Raw genomic sequence first — 15944 nt, 5'->3', positions numbered from 1 at the left:
TCGTTGAAATATTATCGTTTATGGGTACTTGCCTTTCTATTAAAATTTATTGGTTCTGCATGGGATGCTTCTTATCATTTTAAATATTTATTTGAGGAATACTCCATTCCCCATATTGTTAATACCATCGGTTTTGCTTTAGGCGCATGTTTGTTAATTCAAGAGTGGCGACGTTTAAATTATATGGACCGATTTTCTAGAAACCTGATTACAATAGGCTACGTCATATTCCTAATTGGGATCCCACTAGATTTCACTTATCATATTGCGTATGGAATTGATTTAACCACATGGAGTCCAACCCATTTTATTTATTATATTGGTACAGCAATTATGATTTTTGGGGTCTGGCGTGGTTACTTTCTATATACGAGAGATATTCAACCGTCATGGTGGTCACTTCATACCTGGTTTGCCATGTATCTCCTTGAATGCTTGATGTTTCCGAATATGCAACAGGAAAACGGGGCCATTTCATATGATCAATACATTCATGGAAAATCGATTGCCTCAAAGGAAATCCTTGAACTTATCTCAGATCCTGCCTCACAGATTTTTGGCGGCATTCCGGAATGGGTCTATCCCATCTATACAATTCTAATGGTCACTCTCCTAACAATTCTAATCATCCGATATTGCCGCAATTATACCATATCTGTGATGGCGACGGCACTTTATATCCTGTTAAGGTTTGTAGGCAAAGCTATTTTTGCTGCAGTTGGTTATCCAACCTCTTATGTACCGATAACGCTTTTATTCATTCCTTTATGCTATTTATTGTTTAGAAAAACCCCTCGGTTAGCTGGACTGGCTGGCAGCCTAGCTTATTTTCTTGCCTTGTTTGCAATCCATAAAACAGGTATTCTCATCACTCCACCCTTAGTATTATGGGAGCTTGCCCCTGTTTTAGTAATTGGTGTGCTTGTTCCGATGATTCATTCAATGGTAAAACTCTTTCAAATAAGGAAAACTGAAAAAAAGGTAGTGTAGTGAAAATAGCATACAATCGTGTGCTATTTTTTCTTTTTATACTATGTTTGACAATAATGTGAAATCATTCACATATATTGATTAAAAAGTGACGTACTTCACAAATTTTATCGACACTAGCATTTACAATTTAACTATTAAGAAAACCTTACTAACCTTAAAAATATTTATTTAACATATGAGGAGTGATTGATAAATGAAAAAACTAGTAATGATCGGAAATGGTATGGCAGGCATCAGAACGATAGAGGAAATTCTCAAAGTATCCACTGAACCATTTGAAATTACTATTTTTGGACAAGAACCGTACCCAAACTATAATCGGATTAAACTATCAAATATACTTCAAGGGGATACAAACTTTGAAGATATCATCATCAACCCGCTCGATTGGTATAAGGAAAATAATATTCAATTGTTTACAGGTGAAGCGATTGTAAACATTGATGTGGACGGAAAACGTGTGGTTAGTAATTTAGGCAGGGAAGTCGAATATGATGAATTAATTATTGCCACTGGCTCGAATTCTTTCATCCTCCCAATTCCAGGTGCAGACAAAATCGGTGTGACTGGATTTCGTGATATCAATGATTGTGAAATGATGATCAAGTCAGCACAGCAATTTAAGAAAGCCATGGTCATCGGCGGAGGACTTCTAGGTCTTGAGGCAGCAAGAGGACTGTTAAACCTGGGAATGAAGGTTGATGTTGTTCACTTAATGCCGCATCTAATGGAGCGACAGCTGGATTCGGTTGCTTCATCCTTACTGAAGGCAGAACTAGAAAGACAGGGCATGAACTTCTTAATGGAACAAGAAACCGTTGAAATTCTTGGCAACGAACGAGTAACAGGTCTTCGCTTTAAAGATGGTTCAGAGGTGGAAGCGGACCTGGTGGTTATGGCAATCGGGATTAAGTCTAACACCGAAGTGGCAGGAAACAGCGGAATCTATGTCAATCGCGGGATAGTGGTCAATGACTTCATGGAAACAAGTGTTCCTCATGTTTACGCAGTGGGGGAATGTGCGGAACATCGAGAGATTGTCTATGGCTTGGTGGCCCCATTATATGAACAAGGAAAAGTACTGGCCAACCGTATTTGTGGAAATTTAAGCGAACCATATGAAGGCTCTGTAACAGGAACACAATTAAAGGTAGCCGGTGTGGACCTTTTCTCTGCTGGAGAAATTTTTGAAGATGGTTCAACAAAATCGATCATGGTCTACAATGAATATGATGGTGCCTATAAAAAGATCTTAACGAGAAATAACACGATTGTTGGTGTCGTGCTATATGGAGACACCAAGGATAGCACCAAGCTATACCGAATGCTGACGAAAAAAGAGGATATCAGCGGAATGACTAGCATATCGGTGCTGCAATCTGAATGCAGTGCAGAAGGCAGCAATGATGATGTAGCATCGATGCCGAATGATGAATTAATTTGCGGTTGTAACGGAGTCACTAAAGGCGCCATCGTTGAAGCAATCAAAACTCAAGGGTTAACCACACTGGACCAAGTGAGCCATTGTACGAACGCGGGCCGTTCTTGCGGACGCTGTAAACCGATGGTAAGCAATATTCTTGCCTATACACTAGGTGACCAATTTGATGAAGCGGCAGCACAAAAGACAAGCCTGTGCGGTTGTACAACTCTAAGCCGTGATGAAGTTGTGGCCGAAATTAAAGAAAAAGGCTTAACAAGTGTAAAAGAAGTTATGAATGTCCTTGAGTGGAATAATGAGGAAGGCTGTACCAAATGCCGTCCGGCCATCAACTACTATCTAGGTATGATTCATTTGGATGAATACAAAGATGATCGTGATTCCAGACTCGTCAATGAAAAAATGCATGCCAATATTCAAAAGGACGGAACCTACTCGGTTGTACCAAGAATGTATGGCGGGGTAACGACAGCCGCTGATTTGAAAAAAATCGCCGAGGTCGCTGAAAAGTATGAGGTACCGCTCGTAAAATTAACAGGCGGACAGCGGATTGGTTTATTCGGAGTGAAAAAAGAAGACCTGCCAAGTATGTGGGAAGAGCTCGATATGCCTTCTGGTTATGCTTATGGAAAAACGCTTCGTACCGTAAAAACTTGTGTCGGCGCTCAGTTCTGCCGCTATGGAACACAGGATTCGATGGCACTTGGCATTGAACTTGAAAAGAAATTTGAACGCCTCGATACCCCTCATAAAGTAAAAATGGGCGTATCGGCCTGCCCAAGGAACTGTTCAGAAGCAGGAATCAAAGACATTGGCTTTGTCGGAATTGATGGCGGCTGGGAGATTTATGTCGCTGGTAATGGCGGTGTCGACCTCCGTGCGGGGGACCTCCTATGTACAGTGAAAACACAAGCGGAAGTAATGGAAATCACGGGTGCTTATCTTCAATATTATCGCGAAACAGCCAATTACCTAGAGCGTACTTCAAAATGGGTAGAACGTGTCGGCTTGGATCATGTGAGAGAAGTACTTTCCAATGAGGCCACACGGAAAGGCTTAAACGAGCGCATGGATAAAACATTAAATAAATATATCGAACCTTGGAATGAAGCGATTCAAAGTGAAGAAGTTCAAGATAAATATTATGCAAAACACACTATTAAGGCTGGGGAGTGATTCAATATGCTTCAAACAATAACAAGAATTCCAGTGGCAAACTATTCTAATTTAAGAGTTCGATCTGGGTATACGATTAAAACCGATAATACAGAAATTGCCCTATTTAAATTAACAAATGGAGAGGTTTATGCGATTGAAAACAGCAGTCCCCATCCAAAAGGAGGCGTCCTTTCAGAAGGCCTTGTCAGTGGCGAGTATGTATATTGCCCCGTCTATGATTGGAAAATATCCTTAAAAGATGGTAAAGTACAGTCACCGGATGTAGGTCAAGTACGGACATTTAAGGTTGAATTAGAGGAAGATATCGTTTTTATTGTCAGATAAGAGCGAAATGGGAAGGATGGCTGCAGAATGAAAAATGGGAAAGTATTTTTAGTAGGAGCAGGACCCGGGGACGTTCGTTTAATCACCGTAAAAGGACTGGAGGCTATAAAGCAAGCCGAAGTGATTTTATATGACAGGCTTGCCAATCCCAAACTGTTAGAGTTTGCTCCAGCGGATTGTGAACTGATTTATTGCGGAAAACTACCGAACCGCCATATATTACGCCAAGGGAATATCAACGAGCTTTTGGTTGAGAAGGCTCTTGAAGGCAAGCGGGTTGTTCGTTTAAAAGGCGGAGACCCAGGCGTGTTTGGCAGAGTTGGCGAAGAAGCGGCATCCCTGGCCGAATATCAAATTCCATTTGAAATCGTTCCTGGCATTACATCGGGGATTGCAGCCCCCCTTTATGCAGGAATTCCTGTTACCCACCGTGAGTATGCAGAGTCATTTGCAGTCGTTACTGCCCATGACAAATCGCAAGAGGGCAAACCAGTACTTGATTGGGAAGGACTGGCTCGTGGTGTTGATACCATTGCCTTTTACATGGGAGTCGGCAATTTACCGTTTATTTGCGAAAATCTCCTTAACTACGGTAAACCAGCGTCGACCCCGGTTATTTTGATTCAATGGGGTACATTTGGCCGCCAAAAAACATTGCAAGGGACACTTGCTGATATTTCCGAGAAGGTCTTGGAGGCAAAGTTTAGCAACCCATCGATTATTTTAGTAGGGGGTGTCATTTCTCTGCGTGAAAAAATCAGCTGGTTCGAGAAAATGCCGCTTTACGGACGGCAAATACTGCTTGCCCGTACGAGTGAGGGTCAAAGTGAATTAGCAAAGGAATTAATGGATCAAGGTGCCGATGTGATTGAATTTCCAAAGTGGAAAAAGACTGCACTGCCTGTTGATCTGACAAAAGTAACTTCCTATGAAAAAATATTTTTTACCTCACCTGAAAGTGTAGATGGATTTTTCACAGCCTTGATGGAAAGTGGAATGGATATTCGAAAAATCCGTGCCGATTTCTTTGGCGCTTCGATGAAATCAATCAAAGCATTAAATAATCGTGGATTTATTGCTGTACAGGTTGATGAAATGCACGAGACCGGAGCCTTGCTCATTGTTGGGGACGATAGCATCTTGAAAAAAGAGTATGATCAGGCAGACATCATAGTGACTAGTAGAAAAGAAATAGATCATCAGTTTCTGCCTCTTTTTAAAAGAATGTTAGATGAGGCTGACGTGAATACCATGGTATTCCCAAGCAGTGCGTCCGTTGAACCGTTTGTACAAGCGTTACGTGAATGTGACTTGAATGCGGTTGAACTGTTGCAAGGGTTGCATGTGGTCAGCATGGGAAAACAAACAGCAGCTGCCGTTGGAAAAGCCGGCTTTATGTCGCATGGAATGCCTGCCAGCGCAACGAAAGAAGCCTTGGTTGAATATTTAGCTGCCCGTCCTGTCGAGGAAGTGTAGAAGATGAATTCAGGCTATCCTGTAATCCTAAGGTTAGAAGGAAAAACAGTCGTCATTGTTGGGGGCGGGAAAGTTGCCGAGCGAAAAGTAACGGGACTGCTTGGTACGGGTGCAGAAATCGTAATCGTCAGCCCGGAGGTAACGGATGAAATCCAAAAGCTTCATCGTGAGGGGAAAATTGTGTGGAAGCAAAAGTCTTTTTTTTCGAGCGACTTAAAGGATGCATTCATGATTTTTGCTGCGACGAATATCCGAGAAATAAATCAGTTGATCAGAAATTCAACGGCACCCCATCAGCTTGTAACGATTGCAGACGATCCAGGTGAATCCAATTTCCATGTCCCAGCCCATTTTCAACGTGGACTGTTGAGCATTGCCGTTTCAACAGGAGGTGCGAGTCCATCTCTCGCCAGGAAAATTCGGGAGCAGCTCGAGGACCAGTTTGATGATTCCTACGAGGGCTATCTTGAGTTTCTATTTTCAAAACGAAAATGGATTCTGAAGGAAGTGGAAAATGCTTCTTTGAAGAGGAAACTATTAAAAACCATTGTAAGTTCGGAGTTCTTAACTAGTGATAATCGAGAAGATGATTTTATTAGATTATATGAAACGCTTCTTAACGAAACGCGCGAATAATGACTGTAATACAGGATGTCGATGACGTCCTTTTTTTTATGGATTTTTCCTTTTGAAAAATCAGTGGACTAGGAGTTTTTACCTATTTTTATAAATTTTCAGAAAAGTAGTTCCATTTTTAAAATCAGTGTTATATAATACAAAACGTAGATAGTCGCTGTATTATAACAAGGGGGTGATGTAGTTCATGTCGACGCAAACATCAGGTATTGAAGTGGTTGGGGCAATGAGAGCCCAGTACGATGAGATTTTAACACCAGAGGCATTAAATTTTATTGAAGCGCTAGAACGAAAATTTGGCGAAAGAAGAATTGAACTGTTACAGTACAGACAAAAACGGCAAGCCGAAATTAATGATGGGAAATTGCCAGAATTTCTTCCTGAGACAAAACATATTCGGAATGGTGACTGGACCATTGCTCCGCTGCCGGATGACCTGCAAGATCGCAGGGTAGAAATTACAGGCCCGACCGATAGAAAAATGGTTATCAACGCTTTAAACTCTGGTGCAAAGGTTTTTATGGCTGATTGTGAAGACGCCACTTCACCGACATGGGAAAACATCATCGAAGGACAAATCAACTTAAGAGATGCAGTAAATCGGACGATTTCCTTTGAAAATCCTAACGGTAAAAAATATGAACTACATGAAAAAACAGCTGTTCTGTTTGTTAGACCACGCGGCCTGCATTTAGAAGAAAAACATATTTTACTAGATGGCAAGTCTATTTCAGGAAGTTTCTTCGATTTTGGGATGTACTTTTTCCATAATGTGAACCAGTTACTTGAGAGGGGAACAGGTCCATATTTTTATCTGCCAAAGCTGGAAAGTCACCTGGAGGCAAGGCTTTGGAATGATGTATTTGTATTTGCGCAAGAGAAGCTTGGGATACCGAATGGAACCATTAAAGCGACTGTCTTACTAGAAACCATCATGGGCGCATTTGAAATGAATGAGATTTTATTTGAGCTAAAGGAACACTCTGCAGGATTGAATTGTGGAAGATGGGATTATATCTTCAGTTACTTGAAAAAGCTGCGTAATCAAAAGGATGTCATTTTACCGGATCGATCTCAGGTAACGATGACAGTACCATTCATGCGTTCGTATTCGTTACTAACGATTCAAACCTGTCACCGCCGCAAGGCACCGGCAATCGGAGGGATGGCAGCCCAAATTCCCATTCGAAATAATCCGGCTGCTAATGAGGAGGCTTTTGCAAAAGTCCGCGCTGATAAAGAGCGTGAAGCCCGTGATGGTCATGATGGAACATGGGTGGCACACCCAGGTCTTGTTCCGGTAGCCCTAGAAGTTTTCAACCGTGAAATGCCGATTGCCAACCAAATTCATACACTTAAGCAACAGAAAATCAGTGTGACTGCCCAAGATTTGCTTGAGTCACCAGGTGGAACGATTACAGAAGAGGGCGTTCGTTTGAACATAAATGTTGGGATTCAATATGTGGCTTCCTGGCTAAGAGGCAATGGAGCAGCACCTATTCACAACTTGATGGAGGATGCTGCAACTGCAGAAATTTCACGCGCCCAGCTGTGGCAGTGGATTCGCCACCCTAAAGGGATTCTGAACGACGGACGGAAAGTCACTGTGGAAATGTATCAGCAATATAAGGTGGAGGAATTGGAAAAAGTCAAACAGGAAATTGGAATACAGACATTTGAAAACGGCCGATTTGATGAAGCTGTTGAATTGTTTGACCGATTGATTTTAAATGATGATTTTGCTGAATTTTTGACTATACCAGGGTATGAGTTGATCTAGTTTATTAAATTAAAAAAATACTTAATAGATTAATAGGAGGAATATAAAATGACAAATTCAAGAGTTGCACAATTACAAGAAAGCTGGGAAATGGATAGCCGTTGGAAAGGGATTACAAGACCATACACTGCCGAGGATGTTATTAAGTTACGCGGATCGATTGATATTGAGCATACGTTGGCTCAAAAAGGGTCTGAAAAGCTTTGGAAGCTATTAAATGAAGAAGACTATATAAATGCCCTTGGAGCATTAACAGGAAATCAGGCAGTCCAGCAAGTTAAAGCAGGACTAAAAGCTATCTACCTAAGCGGTTGGCAGGTAGCAGCCGATGCAAACCTGTCCGGACACATGTACCCTGACCAAAGCTTATACCCAGCAAATAGTGTACCAAGTGTTGTCAAAAGGATTAATCAAGCGCTTCAACGTGCAGACCAGATTACCCATTCAGAAGGAGACAACTCGATTGATTGGTTTGCTCCAATTGTCGCCGATGCCGAAGCAGGTTTTGGCGGCCAATTAAACTGTTTCGAACTAATGAAAGGCATGATTGAAGCTGGTGCTTCAGGTGTCCACTTTGAAGATCAGCTTTCTTCCGAGAAAAAGTGTGGCCATTTAGGTGGTAAAGTATTGCTGCCAACCCAAACGGCGGTTCGTAACTTGATTGCCGCTCGTTTAGCTGCTGACGTTATGGGGGTTCCAACAATCTTAGTTGCCCGGACAGATGCTAACGCAGCTGATCTAATTACGAGTGATATTGATATGAATGATGCACCATTTATTACTGGTGAACGTACGGGAGAAGGATTCTACCGTGTTAAGGCGGGGATTGACCAGGCGATCGCTCGTGGTCTAGCATATGCACCATATGCGGATCTTATTTGGTGCGAAACTTCTGAGCCGAATATCGAGGAAGCAAGACAATTTGCAGAAGCGATCCATGAGCAATTCCCAGGCAAGCTGCTCGCATACAACTGCTCGCCATCTTTCAACTGGAAAAAGAAATTGGATCAAGAAACGATTGCGAAATTCCAAGTCGAACTTGGAAAAATGGGCTACAAGTTCCAATTCGTTACTCTTGCTGGCTTCCACGCTCTAAACCATGGCATGTTCGAACTTGCTCGCGGCTATAAAGAGCGCGGCATGGCAGCTTACTCCGAATTGCAGCAAGCGGAATTCGATAGCGAGCAATACGGCTACACGGCCACACGTCACCAGCGTGAGGTTGGTACAGGTTACTTTGACCAAGTATCTATGGTCATTACCGGTGGAACATCATCAACAACCGCATTAAAAGGTTCGACTGAGGCAGAACAATTTACAGGAAAAAACTAGGTCTCAGCAGACCGCGAATCCTTCTCTCCTATTGGAGGGAGGGATTTTTTGATTAGTTTATATTTAAATAGAGGAATTGGGAACCAACTTGCGGATGAGATGATCCAACTTGCGTATGGGATGGTCCAACTTGCGTATGAGGAGATCCAACTTGCTTATAGTTAAATTTACAAGCTATTGAACCCACTTTTTGGAACGGAACGTTTTTTAATGTATCATCATAGATAATAATAGCCTTTATATGGAGTTGATTGAGTTGAAAAAGACAACCGTTGATGAAATCTTACAGCAAGGTATCTATGGACCACTTGAAACAAAACCAGATGAGCGGCGAAAATTCTTAGGAACTTTGAGAGAGCGGATTGTTATTGCCCTTAAGAAAAGCCAAGTGGGAGAAAAAGAAGTATATCCCCAAGTGGAGCAGCATATGAAGGAAAAGCCCCAGTCCCATCTTTTCTTAAATGGAAACATGAATTACGAGGCCCTTTCCAAATATGTAAAGCTGGCCACAAAATATAAGATTGAACATACTATTGTGACCAATAAAGAGCACGACACGGAAATCGGCTTGGTGTTAGCTATGGATCATGCAATTGATAAGGAAGATATCTATATAACCAAGAAGGTACCTGCCCAGCTGCAGGAAGTTAAAAAGAGCAAGGGCTTTTTTTCAAAAATCTTTAAAAAATAAGCAGATGTGATTTCAGAGACTTTAACACCGGAAATCATCAAGCCAACGGTCAATCTGTCCTTATGAGAGGTTCATAAGGACAAAAAGCATCAAGCCAGAGCCCCAACTGTCCTTATGAGGAGTTCATAAGGACAAAATACCTCATGCACAACCTCCAACTGTCTTTATGACACTATACACTCCTCTGTTTTCATCCAGCTGCCACTTCCACCGTTGCCTGAAGCTCCATTTCAACATTTCCCTGAATGGCTCGACTGATCATGCAAGAAGTCTCCGCTTTTTTGGCGAGTCTCTTAGCCATCGCCACTTCTTTTTCGGATGCACCTGGTTTCAAGACTACATGTGGTCGGTGGATAATTTTTTTATATGTAAAAACCCCATTGGTGACATCCACAATTCCTTCAGACTCCATCATTAGAGTCTCCTTCAGCAAATGACTACGTTCCATCATCGCTGCAAGTGTGATAATATAGCAGGTCGCGGCAGCCCCTAGCAGCATCTCATCTGGATTAGTGCCGACACCCGGTCCATCCATTCCTGGTGGGATGGAAATCTTTGTTTTTAGATTCCCGGCTTCAATCTCTCCGACATCATTCCGTAATCCCGGCCAGTTCGCCTTTAAGTGAAAAATATGTTCGGCCATTCTAAATTCCTCCAATTTTAGTTTTGCTCCCACGTTATTTGGAAAATATGGTATGGTTAATTTGATACGTAAAAAATGGAGCAGTGATTATGAAAATTATTTTTAAAATTACCCTTTTCCTAATTCTTTGTTTATATTTAGCGATTCTTTCGAAATTAATTTTGTTTAAATATATCCCGTTATCTGAGATTATTAATCATTTTAACTTTACCTATGATGAATACCACTGGCGGTCGAATAATTTCGTCCCCTTTAAAACCATTAAATTTTATTTGTTTTTAGCAGATATCAATCTAAGTATTCGGATTGAGAACTTAGCAGGGAATGTCATCGGTTTTATGCCGTTCGGATTTATCTTACCATTGCTGGCAAAAAAGTTTCAAAAAATCAGCGCTGTCACCTTTGCTACCTTTTGCTTAAGTCTAACGTTCGAACTGTTGCAGCTCGTATTTGAATTTGGCAGCTTTGATGTGGACGACTTAATTTTAAATACGGCTGGTGGAATTCTTGGTTACCTGCCAATTAAGCTCGTTTTTCTGATCGCCCATTTGAAAAAGAAAAACATAAAAACAACGCAATTTTAGGAGGCAGTCGGATGGCAAAAGGATTCTTTACACTCTTTGCAAAAAACATTAAGAAATCAATGGGGGCGGGGCAATATCAGGCAAATGGAATTCAAGTTACCTGTGTTCATTGCCAACATGATCGGTTTGAGTCTAGTCATGCCCAGTTAAATACAGCATTGGCCACTTTTTTAAATTTTGACTTTGCCAACCGCTCTGCAATCACATTAACCTGTCACCGTTGTGGGTATATCCATTGGTTTAATAAGAAGGTTAATAGAATAGATTAGGATAAACAAAAACCACCGATGAATCTTTAAAAAGATCCACTGGTGGTTTTTTCAGTCCCAGTAACTGGTACTGTATCTGCTAACAATTGAATATTTTTGGTTACCTTTGTGCTATAGGTAAAATCACCATAGCAATAAGGGTAGCGGAAATTATCTTTATTGCCGCCACAAGTATATATAGCTGGCTTTTCTTTTACCCGCTGGAGGGAGAATTCTTTCGCCAATGCCTCACTATGTTTACCGCCGTGCTGTGCGACATAGTCAATGTAGCCAATTCCCATGTTGTAAGACTGGATAATGGTCTGGAAATCTACCTTTTTCTGATTCCCATAAGTGAGTACTCGCTGAAAATGTTTAACCCCAACCTGAATGCTTTTTTGGGGATCTGTAATTGTATTTCTTGCCAAACCAGCCGATTCCGACGACTGCATAGGATCCCCGCCTTTGCCGCGGCTTTCTTGCTGCATTAAGGCTACTAGTACTGTCGTATGAGTTTCGAGATTATATTTCGCTAATTCATCGTGTATTAAGGGACTATATTTTTTTACATCAGCAAATGGATCAGATTTTTCAAGTTGAAGGGAACCTGGTTGTTGAAAATAATTTTGGAACATGGCCAATCCACAAAAAAGCATAAACAGCATCAAAAAGAGTTTGAATTTCTTCCGTCTTCGTTTTTTCATTCAGAAGCCCTCCCATCCCTGACCATTATAAGGGAAGATGCCAAGAATGTCTGTGATGAACTTATTAGAAAAAATATTTGCATTATTAAGAGAAAAATAGAATTAAATTTTTAAAAGTTTGAACAAAAATTGATTTGCTTGCCAATACTGATAGTTGAATCATTGCGGTAATGCGGAAAAGTTTGGTATCATCATTAGTATTGATATGATAAGACAAATGGGATTGGGGGTTATGATATGTCACGTATTTCAAATGAGCAGGTTAAGCATGTAGCCAACCTGGCACGCTTGGCTATAACCGAAGAAGAAACAGAAAAGTTTACAAAGCAGCTGGATGCGATTATTACCTTTGCTGAGCAGTTAAATGAATTGGACACGGAAAATGTGGAACCTACATACCATGTGCTGGATATGAAAAATGTTTTACGTGAAGATAAATCCAAACAAGGATTAGCGCTTGAAGAGGTACTAAAAAATGCGCCTGAACATCAGGATGGACAGATTAAAGTACCATCGATTATGGGGAAGGAGGATTAAAACGTGAGTTTATTTGACTATAAAGTTGCAGACTTACATGAGCTGCTACATAAAAAGGAACTAAATGTGTCCGATCTTGTTGAAGAATCATACAAGAGAATCGGACAAGTCGAGGACAAAGTTCAGGCATTTTTAACATTGGATGAAGAGCGCGCCCGTCAATCAGCAAAAGCATTAGATGAGAAACTTAACACGGATGCGGCAAAAGGTTTGCTATTCGGGATGCCGATTGGCTTAAAAGATAACATGGTTACAAAAGGACTGCGGACAACCTGTGCGAGTAAAATTCTCGAAAACTTTGATCCAATTTATGATGCCACCGTCGTTCAGAAACTGCAGCAGGCAGAAACGGTAACGATTGGGAAGTTAAATATGGATGAATTTGCAATGGGGTCTTCAAACGAAAATTCCCATTATCAAACGACACGGAATCCATGGAATCTTGAGACGGTTCCAGGTGGTTCATCAGGCGGTTCAGCAGCATCTGTTGCGGCAGGTGAAGTCCTATTTTCCCTTGGTTCTGATACGGGCGGTTCGATCCGTCAGCCAGCTTCTTTTTGTGGTGTCGTCGGATTAAAGCCAACCTATGGTCGTGTTTCCCGCTTTGGCCTTGTAGCCTTTGCGTCATCACTTGATCAAATTGGACCGATTACAAGAACCGTTGAGGATAATGCCTACCTGCTTCAAGCGATATCCGGCCTGGATCCAATGGATTCAACCTCAGCAAATGTGGGCGTACCCGACTTTGCTAGTGCCTTAACTGGTGACGTAAAGGGTCTTAGAATCGCAGTACCAAAAGAGTATCTTGGTGAAGGTGTCAGCGAAACCGTCCGACAATCCGTCTTAAATGCATTAAAGGTGCTTGAGGGTCTTGGCGCCGTTTGGGAAGAAGTTTCCCTGCCGCACTCGAAGTATGCACTTGCCGCTTACTATTTGCTTTCGTCATCAGAAGCCTCAGCGAACCTCGCCCGTTTCGACGGAGTCCGTTACGGCTATCGTACAAAGGATGCGGAAACGTTAATTGATTTATATAAAAAAACACGAGCAGAAGGCTTCGGTGATGAAGTAAAGCGCCGGATTATGCTTGGAACGTTTGCACTAAGTTCAGGTTACTATGATGCCTATTACAAAAAGGCGCAGCAGGTTCGGACATTAATCAAGCAAGACTATGAGAATGTTTTTGCAAAGTATGATGTGATTATCGGCCCGACTACACCAACGCCGGCTTTTAAAATTGGTGAAAAAATCGAGGATCCGTTAACGATGTATGTCAATGATATTTTAACGATTCCATTGAACCTTGCAGGCTTACCAGGAATTTCGATTCCGTGTGGCTTTGATGGCGGGTTGCCGTTAGGCTTACAAATCATCGGCAAGTATTTTGATGAAGCAACAATTTATCGGACAGCACATGCATTTGAACAGGCAACAGACTATCATAAACAGAAACCTGGATTATAGGGGGTGAAGACCGTGGAATTTGAAACAGTGATTGGACTTGAGGTCCATGTTGAGTTAAAAACAGATTCAAAAATTTTCTCAGCGAGCCCCAATCATTTTGGAGCTGAACCGAATACAAATACAAGTGTGATTGACCTGGGCTACCCAGGAGTTTTACCTGTCCTTAATAAAAAAGCGGTAGAATTTGGGATAAAAGCTGCCATGGCCATTAATTGCGAGGTTGCTACACATACAAAGTTTGACCGCAAAAACTACTTTTACCCGGATAATCCCAAGGCCTATCAGATTTCCCAGTTTGATAAGCCAATTGGGGAACATGGCTGGATTGATATTGAGGTAAATGGCTATACGAAGCGGATTGGAATTACGAGAATTCATTTGGAAGAAGATGCAGGAAAGCTGAACCATGGCAAAGGGTATTCATTATGCGATTACAATCGTCAGGGCACTCCGCTTGTTGAAATCGTTTCTGAACCGGATATTCGCACTCCTGATGAAGCTTATGCCTATCTTGAAAAATTAAAATCCATTATCCAATATACAGGCGTTTCGGATTGTAAAATGGAAGAGGGCTCACTTCGTTGTGACGCAAATATTTCGATTCGTCCGGTTGGTCAAGAAGAATTCGGAACGAAAACAGAATTGAAAAACCTGAACTCATTCAATTTTGTCCGCAAAGGGCTTGAATACGAAGAGAAGCGTCAACGCGAAGTGGTGTCGGCCGGTGGAACGATTGATCAAGAAACTCGCCGCTTTGATGAAGCCACTGGGGCAACCTTGCTGATGAGGGTCAAAGAAGGTTCCGATGATTATCGTTACTTCCCAGAGCCGGATTTAATGGACTTGTACATTGATGAGGACTGGAAAGCAAGAGTTCGTGCCGAGATCCCTGAACTGCCAGACCAGCGTCAAAAGCGTTATGTAGAAGAGCTTGGCTTACCCGTTTACGACGCAAAAGTGTTAACTGTAACAAAAGAAATGGCTGATTTCTTCGAGGAGACAGTTAATGGTGGTGCGGATGCGAAGCTTGCCTCGAACTGGATCATGGGGGATGTCTCAGCCTACTTGAATGCTGAGCAAAAAGAGCTTCATCAAGTAGCCTTAACACCGGAAGGTCTAGCAAGCATGATTAAGCTAATCGAAAACGGAACGATTTCTTCGAAAATCGCGAAAACCGTTTTTAAAGTGTTAATTGAAAACGGCGGCGATGCCGAGAAAATTGTGAAGGACAAGGGGCTTGTCCAGATTTCCGATGAGGGAACACTTCTTAAAATTATTTCTGAGGTGCTGGATGCGAATCCGCAATCGATTGAAGATTTTAAGAATGGGAAAAATAAAGCGGTTGGCTTCTTAGTGGGGCAATTAATGAAGGCAACTAAGGGTCAGGCCAATCCGCAGATGGTCAATCAGTTATTGCAGCAAGAATTACAAAAACGTTAAACGAAGCTGGCAGAGTCTATTCTGCCAGTTTTTTTATGGTTTGCGGATTTCGACATTCTTTTCGCCATTTCCCGGGAAAAAATCCTTTTCTTAAAAGGGTTTATCCCGCAACTAATCAAACGTTTGGTTAGTAAGGAATGATCAGGAAACGTGTCGAAGCATAGGAGTTTCCCTAAGAAAGTCCTAATATCGACTTGTTTATTATTTTATTAGAGGTAAATTATCGCTCGGGTCGACAAAGGATTTTCACAATAAGTGGCTGAAACACTTTATTTATATGGCCTCGTGGCTAACTAATCAAACGTTTGGTTAGTTTTTTGGAGTAGTGTAAATTCAACAATCTTTTTTCAAGGTTTAGGAGTAAAAGGTTGAGAGGGAGGGCTATTCCGCCTATTTAATTAAACGTTTGATTAGTTTGCAGTTGGTCGAGGGGTGTAAATTTAAAGGGAAATAAGGTGAATGGAAGGCTTAGCTG

The 15944-nt window shown here is 41.6% G+C and carries 15 protein-coding genes; 13 read left to right on the top strand and 2 right to left on the bottom strand.

Annotated elements, in window-relative coordinates; translation table 11 throughout:
• Positions 1–3: 3 nt before the first annotated feature.
• The 8 genes from COE25_RS25885 to COE25_RS25850 all read left to right on the top strand — a co-directional run bounded on the left by COE25_RS25885 (position 4) and on the right by COE25_RS25850 (position 9852).
• Complete coding sequence (locus COE25_RS25885; RefSeq protein WP_098934669.1) at positions 4–990, top strand: hypothetical protein; 987 nt, start codon at positions 4–6, stop codon at positions 988–990.
• A gap of 196 nt (positions 991–1186) precedes the next feature.
• Positions 1187–3610, top strand: a complete 2424-nt coding sequence (gene nirB, locus COE25_RS25880; protein WP_098934668.1) for a nitrite reductase large subunit NirB — start codon at positions 1187–1189, stop codon at positions 3608–3610.
• A 6-nt stretch (positions 3611–3616) separates the two neighbouring features.
• On the top strand, positions 3617–3937 hold the full coding sequence (gene nirD / locus COE25_RS25875; protein WP_098934667.1) for a nitrite reductase small subunit NirD: 321 nt from the start codon (positions 3617–3619) through the stop codon (positions 3935–3937).
• Positions 3938–3964: 27 nt separating this feature from the next.
• Complete coding sequence (gene cobA / locus COE25_RS25870; protein WP_098934666.1) at positions 3965–5413, top strand: uroporphyrinogen-III C-methyltransferase; 1449 nt, start codon at positions 3965–3967, stop codon at positions 5411–5413.
• A gap of 3 nt (positions 5414–5416) precedes the next feature.
• Positions 5417–6049 carry an NAD(P)-binding protein gene (locus COE25_RS25865; RefSeq protein ID WP_098934665.1) on the top strand — a complete coding sequence of 211 codons (633 nt, stop codon included), beginning with the start codon at positions 5417–5419 and terminating at the stop codon, positions 6047–6049.
• A 187-nt stretch (positions 6050–6236) separates the two neighbouring features.
• Positions 6237–7829, top strand: a complete 1593-nt coding sequence (aceB, locus tag COE25_RS25860) for a malate synthase A (RefSeq protein WP_098934664.1) — start codon at positions 6237–6239, stop codon at positions 7827–7829.
• 48 nt (positions 7830–7877) lie between these two features.
• Positions 7878–9161 (top strand): isocitrate lyase, encoded by a 1284-nt coding sequence (aceA, locus tag COE25_RS25855; protein ID WP_098934663.1) that lies wholly within the window; start codon positions 7878–7880, stop codon positions 9159–9161.
• A gap of 256 nt (positions 9162–9417) precedes the next feature.
• Positions 9418–9852, top strand: a complete 435-nt coding sequence (locus COE25_RS25850; protein WP_257208966.1) for a YueI family protein — start codon at positions 9418–9420, stop codon at positions 9850–9852.
• Between the two features lie 190 nt (positions 9853–10042).
• Here COE25_RS25850 and COE25_RS25845 read toward each other — a convergent pair whose 3' ends face one another.
• Complete coding sequence (locus tag COE25_RS25845) at positions 10043–10495, bottom strand: OsmC family protein (protein ID WP_088085171.1); 453 nt, start codon at positions 10493–10495, stop codon at positions 10043–10045.
• A gap of 89 nt (positions 10496–10584) precedes the next feature.
• Here COE25_RS25845 and COE25_RS25840 point away from each other — a divergent pair, with 89 nt between their 5' ends.
• Positions 10585–11079, top strand: a complete 495-nt coding sequence (locus COE25_RS25840) for a VanZ family protein (RefSeq protein WP_098934661.1) — start codon at positions 10585–10587, stop codon at positions 11077–11079.
• 11 nt (positions 11080–11090) lie between these two features.
• Positions 11091–11348 carry a zinc ribbon domain-containing protein gene (locus COE25_RS25835; RefSeq protein ID WP_098934660.1) on the top strand — a complete coding sequence of 86 codons (258 nt, stop codon included), beginning with the start codon at positions 11091–11093 and terminating at the stop codon, positions 11346–11348.
• Between the two features lie 26 nt (positions 11349–11374).
• On the opposite strand, the gene COE25_RS25830 is transcribed toward COE25_RS25835, so the two are convergent.
• Positions 11375–12031 carry a lysozyme family protein gene (locus COE25_RS25830; protein ID WP_088085174.1) on the bottom strand — a complete coding sequence of 219 codons (657 nt, stop codon included), beginning with the start codon at positions 12029–12031 and terminating at the stop codon, positions 11375–11377.
• 237 nt (positions 12032–12268) lie between these two features.
• Between COE25_RS25830 and gatC the strand changes: the two genes are divergently transcribed.
• From gatC to gatB, 3 genes are read left to right on the top strand one after another with little or no spacing between them, the layout of a single operon-like run.
• Complete coding sequence (gatC, locus tag COE25_RS25825) at positions 12269–12568, top strand: Asp-tRNA(Asn)/Glu-tRNA(Gln) amidotransferase subunit GatC (RefSeq protein ID WP_088085175.1); 300 nt, start codon at positions 12269–12271, stop codon at positions 12566–12568.
• Between the two features lie 3 nt (positions 12569–12571).
• Positions 12572–14029, top strand: coding sequence for an Asp-tRNA(Asn)/Glu-tRNA(Gln) amidotransferase subunit GatA (gene gatA / locus COE25_RS25820; RefSeq protein ID WP_098934659.1), 1458 nt, complete (start codon positions 12572–12574; stop codon positions 14027–14029).
• A 12-nt stretch (positions 14030–14041) separates the two neighbouring features.
• Positions 14042–15469 carry an Asp-tRNA(Asn)/Glu-tRNA(Gln) amidotransferase subunit GatB gene (gene gatB, locus COE25_RS25815; protein ID WP_098934658.1) on the top strand — a complete coding sequence of 476 codons (1428 nt, stop codon included), beginning with the start codon at positions 14042–14044 and terminating at the stop codon, positions 15467–15469.
• Positions 15470–15944 lie beyond the last annotated feature (475 nt).

Source organism: Bacillus sp. AFS031507, assembly GCF_002584635.1.
Taxonomy (GTDB): domain Bacteria; phylum Bacillota; class Bacilli; order Bacillales; family Cytobacillaceae; genus Neobacillus.
This window is presented reverse-complemented; position numbering and strand designations above follow the sequence as displayed.

Bases quoted from the DNA above. Each gene is read 5' to 3' on its own strand.
- COE25_RS25835 (WP_098934660.1), top strand. From the start codon at position 11,091: ATGGCAAAAGGATTCTTTACACTCTTTGCAAAAAACATTAAGAAATCA.
- aceA (WP_098934663.1), top strand. From the start codon at position 7,878: ATGACAAATTCAAGAGTTGCACAATTACAAGAAAGCTGGGAAATGGAT.
- nirB (WP_098934668.1), top strand. From the start codon at position 1,187: ATGAAAAAACTAGTAATGATCGGAAATGGTATGGCAGGCATCAGAACG.
- nirD (WP_098934667.1), top strand. From the start codon at position 3,617: ATGCTTCAAACAATAACAAGAATTCCAGTGGCAAACTATTCTAATTTA.
- COE25_RS25845 (WP_088085171.1), bottom strand. From the start codon at position 10,495: ATGGCCGAACATATTTTTCACTTAAAGGCGAACTGGCCGGGATTACGG.
- gatC (WP_088085175.1), top strand. From the start codon at position 12,269: ATGTCACGTATTTCAAATGAGCAGGTTAAGCATGTAGCCAACCTGGCA.
- COE25_RS25830 (WP_088085174.1), bottom strand. From the start codon at position 12,031: ATGAAAAAACGAAGACGGAAGAAATTCAAACTCTTTTTGATGCTGTTT.
- COE25_RS25840 (WP_098934661.1), top strand. From the start codon at position 10,585: ATGAAAATTATTTTTAAAATTACCCTTTTCCTAATTCTTTGTTTATAT.
- COE25_RS25865 (WP_098934665.1), top strand. From the start codon at position 5,417: ATGAATTCAGGCTATCCTGTAATCCTAAGGTTAGAAGGAAAAACAGTC.
- aceB (WP_098934664.1), top strand. From the start codon at position 6,237: ATGTCGACGCAAACATCAGGTATTGAAGTGGTTGGGGCAATGAGAGCC.
- cobA (WP_098934666.1), top strand. From the start codon at position 3,965: ATGAAAAATGGGAAAGTATTTTTAGTAGGAGCAGGACCCGGGGACGTT.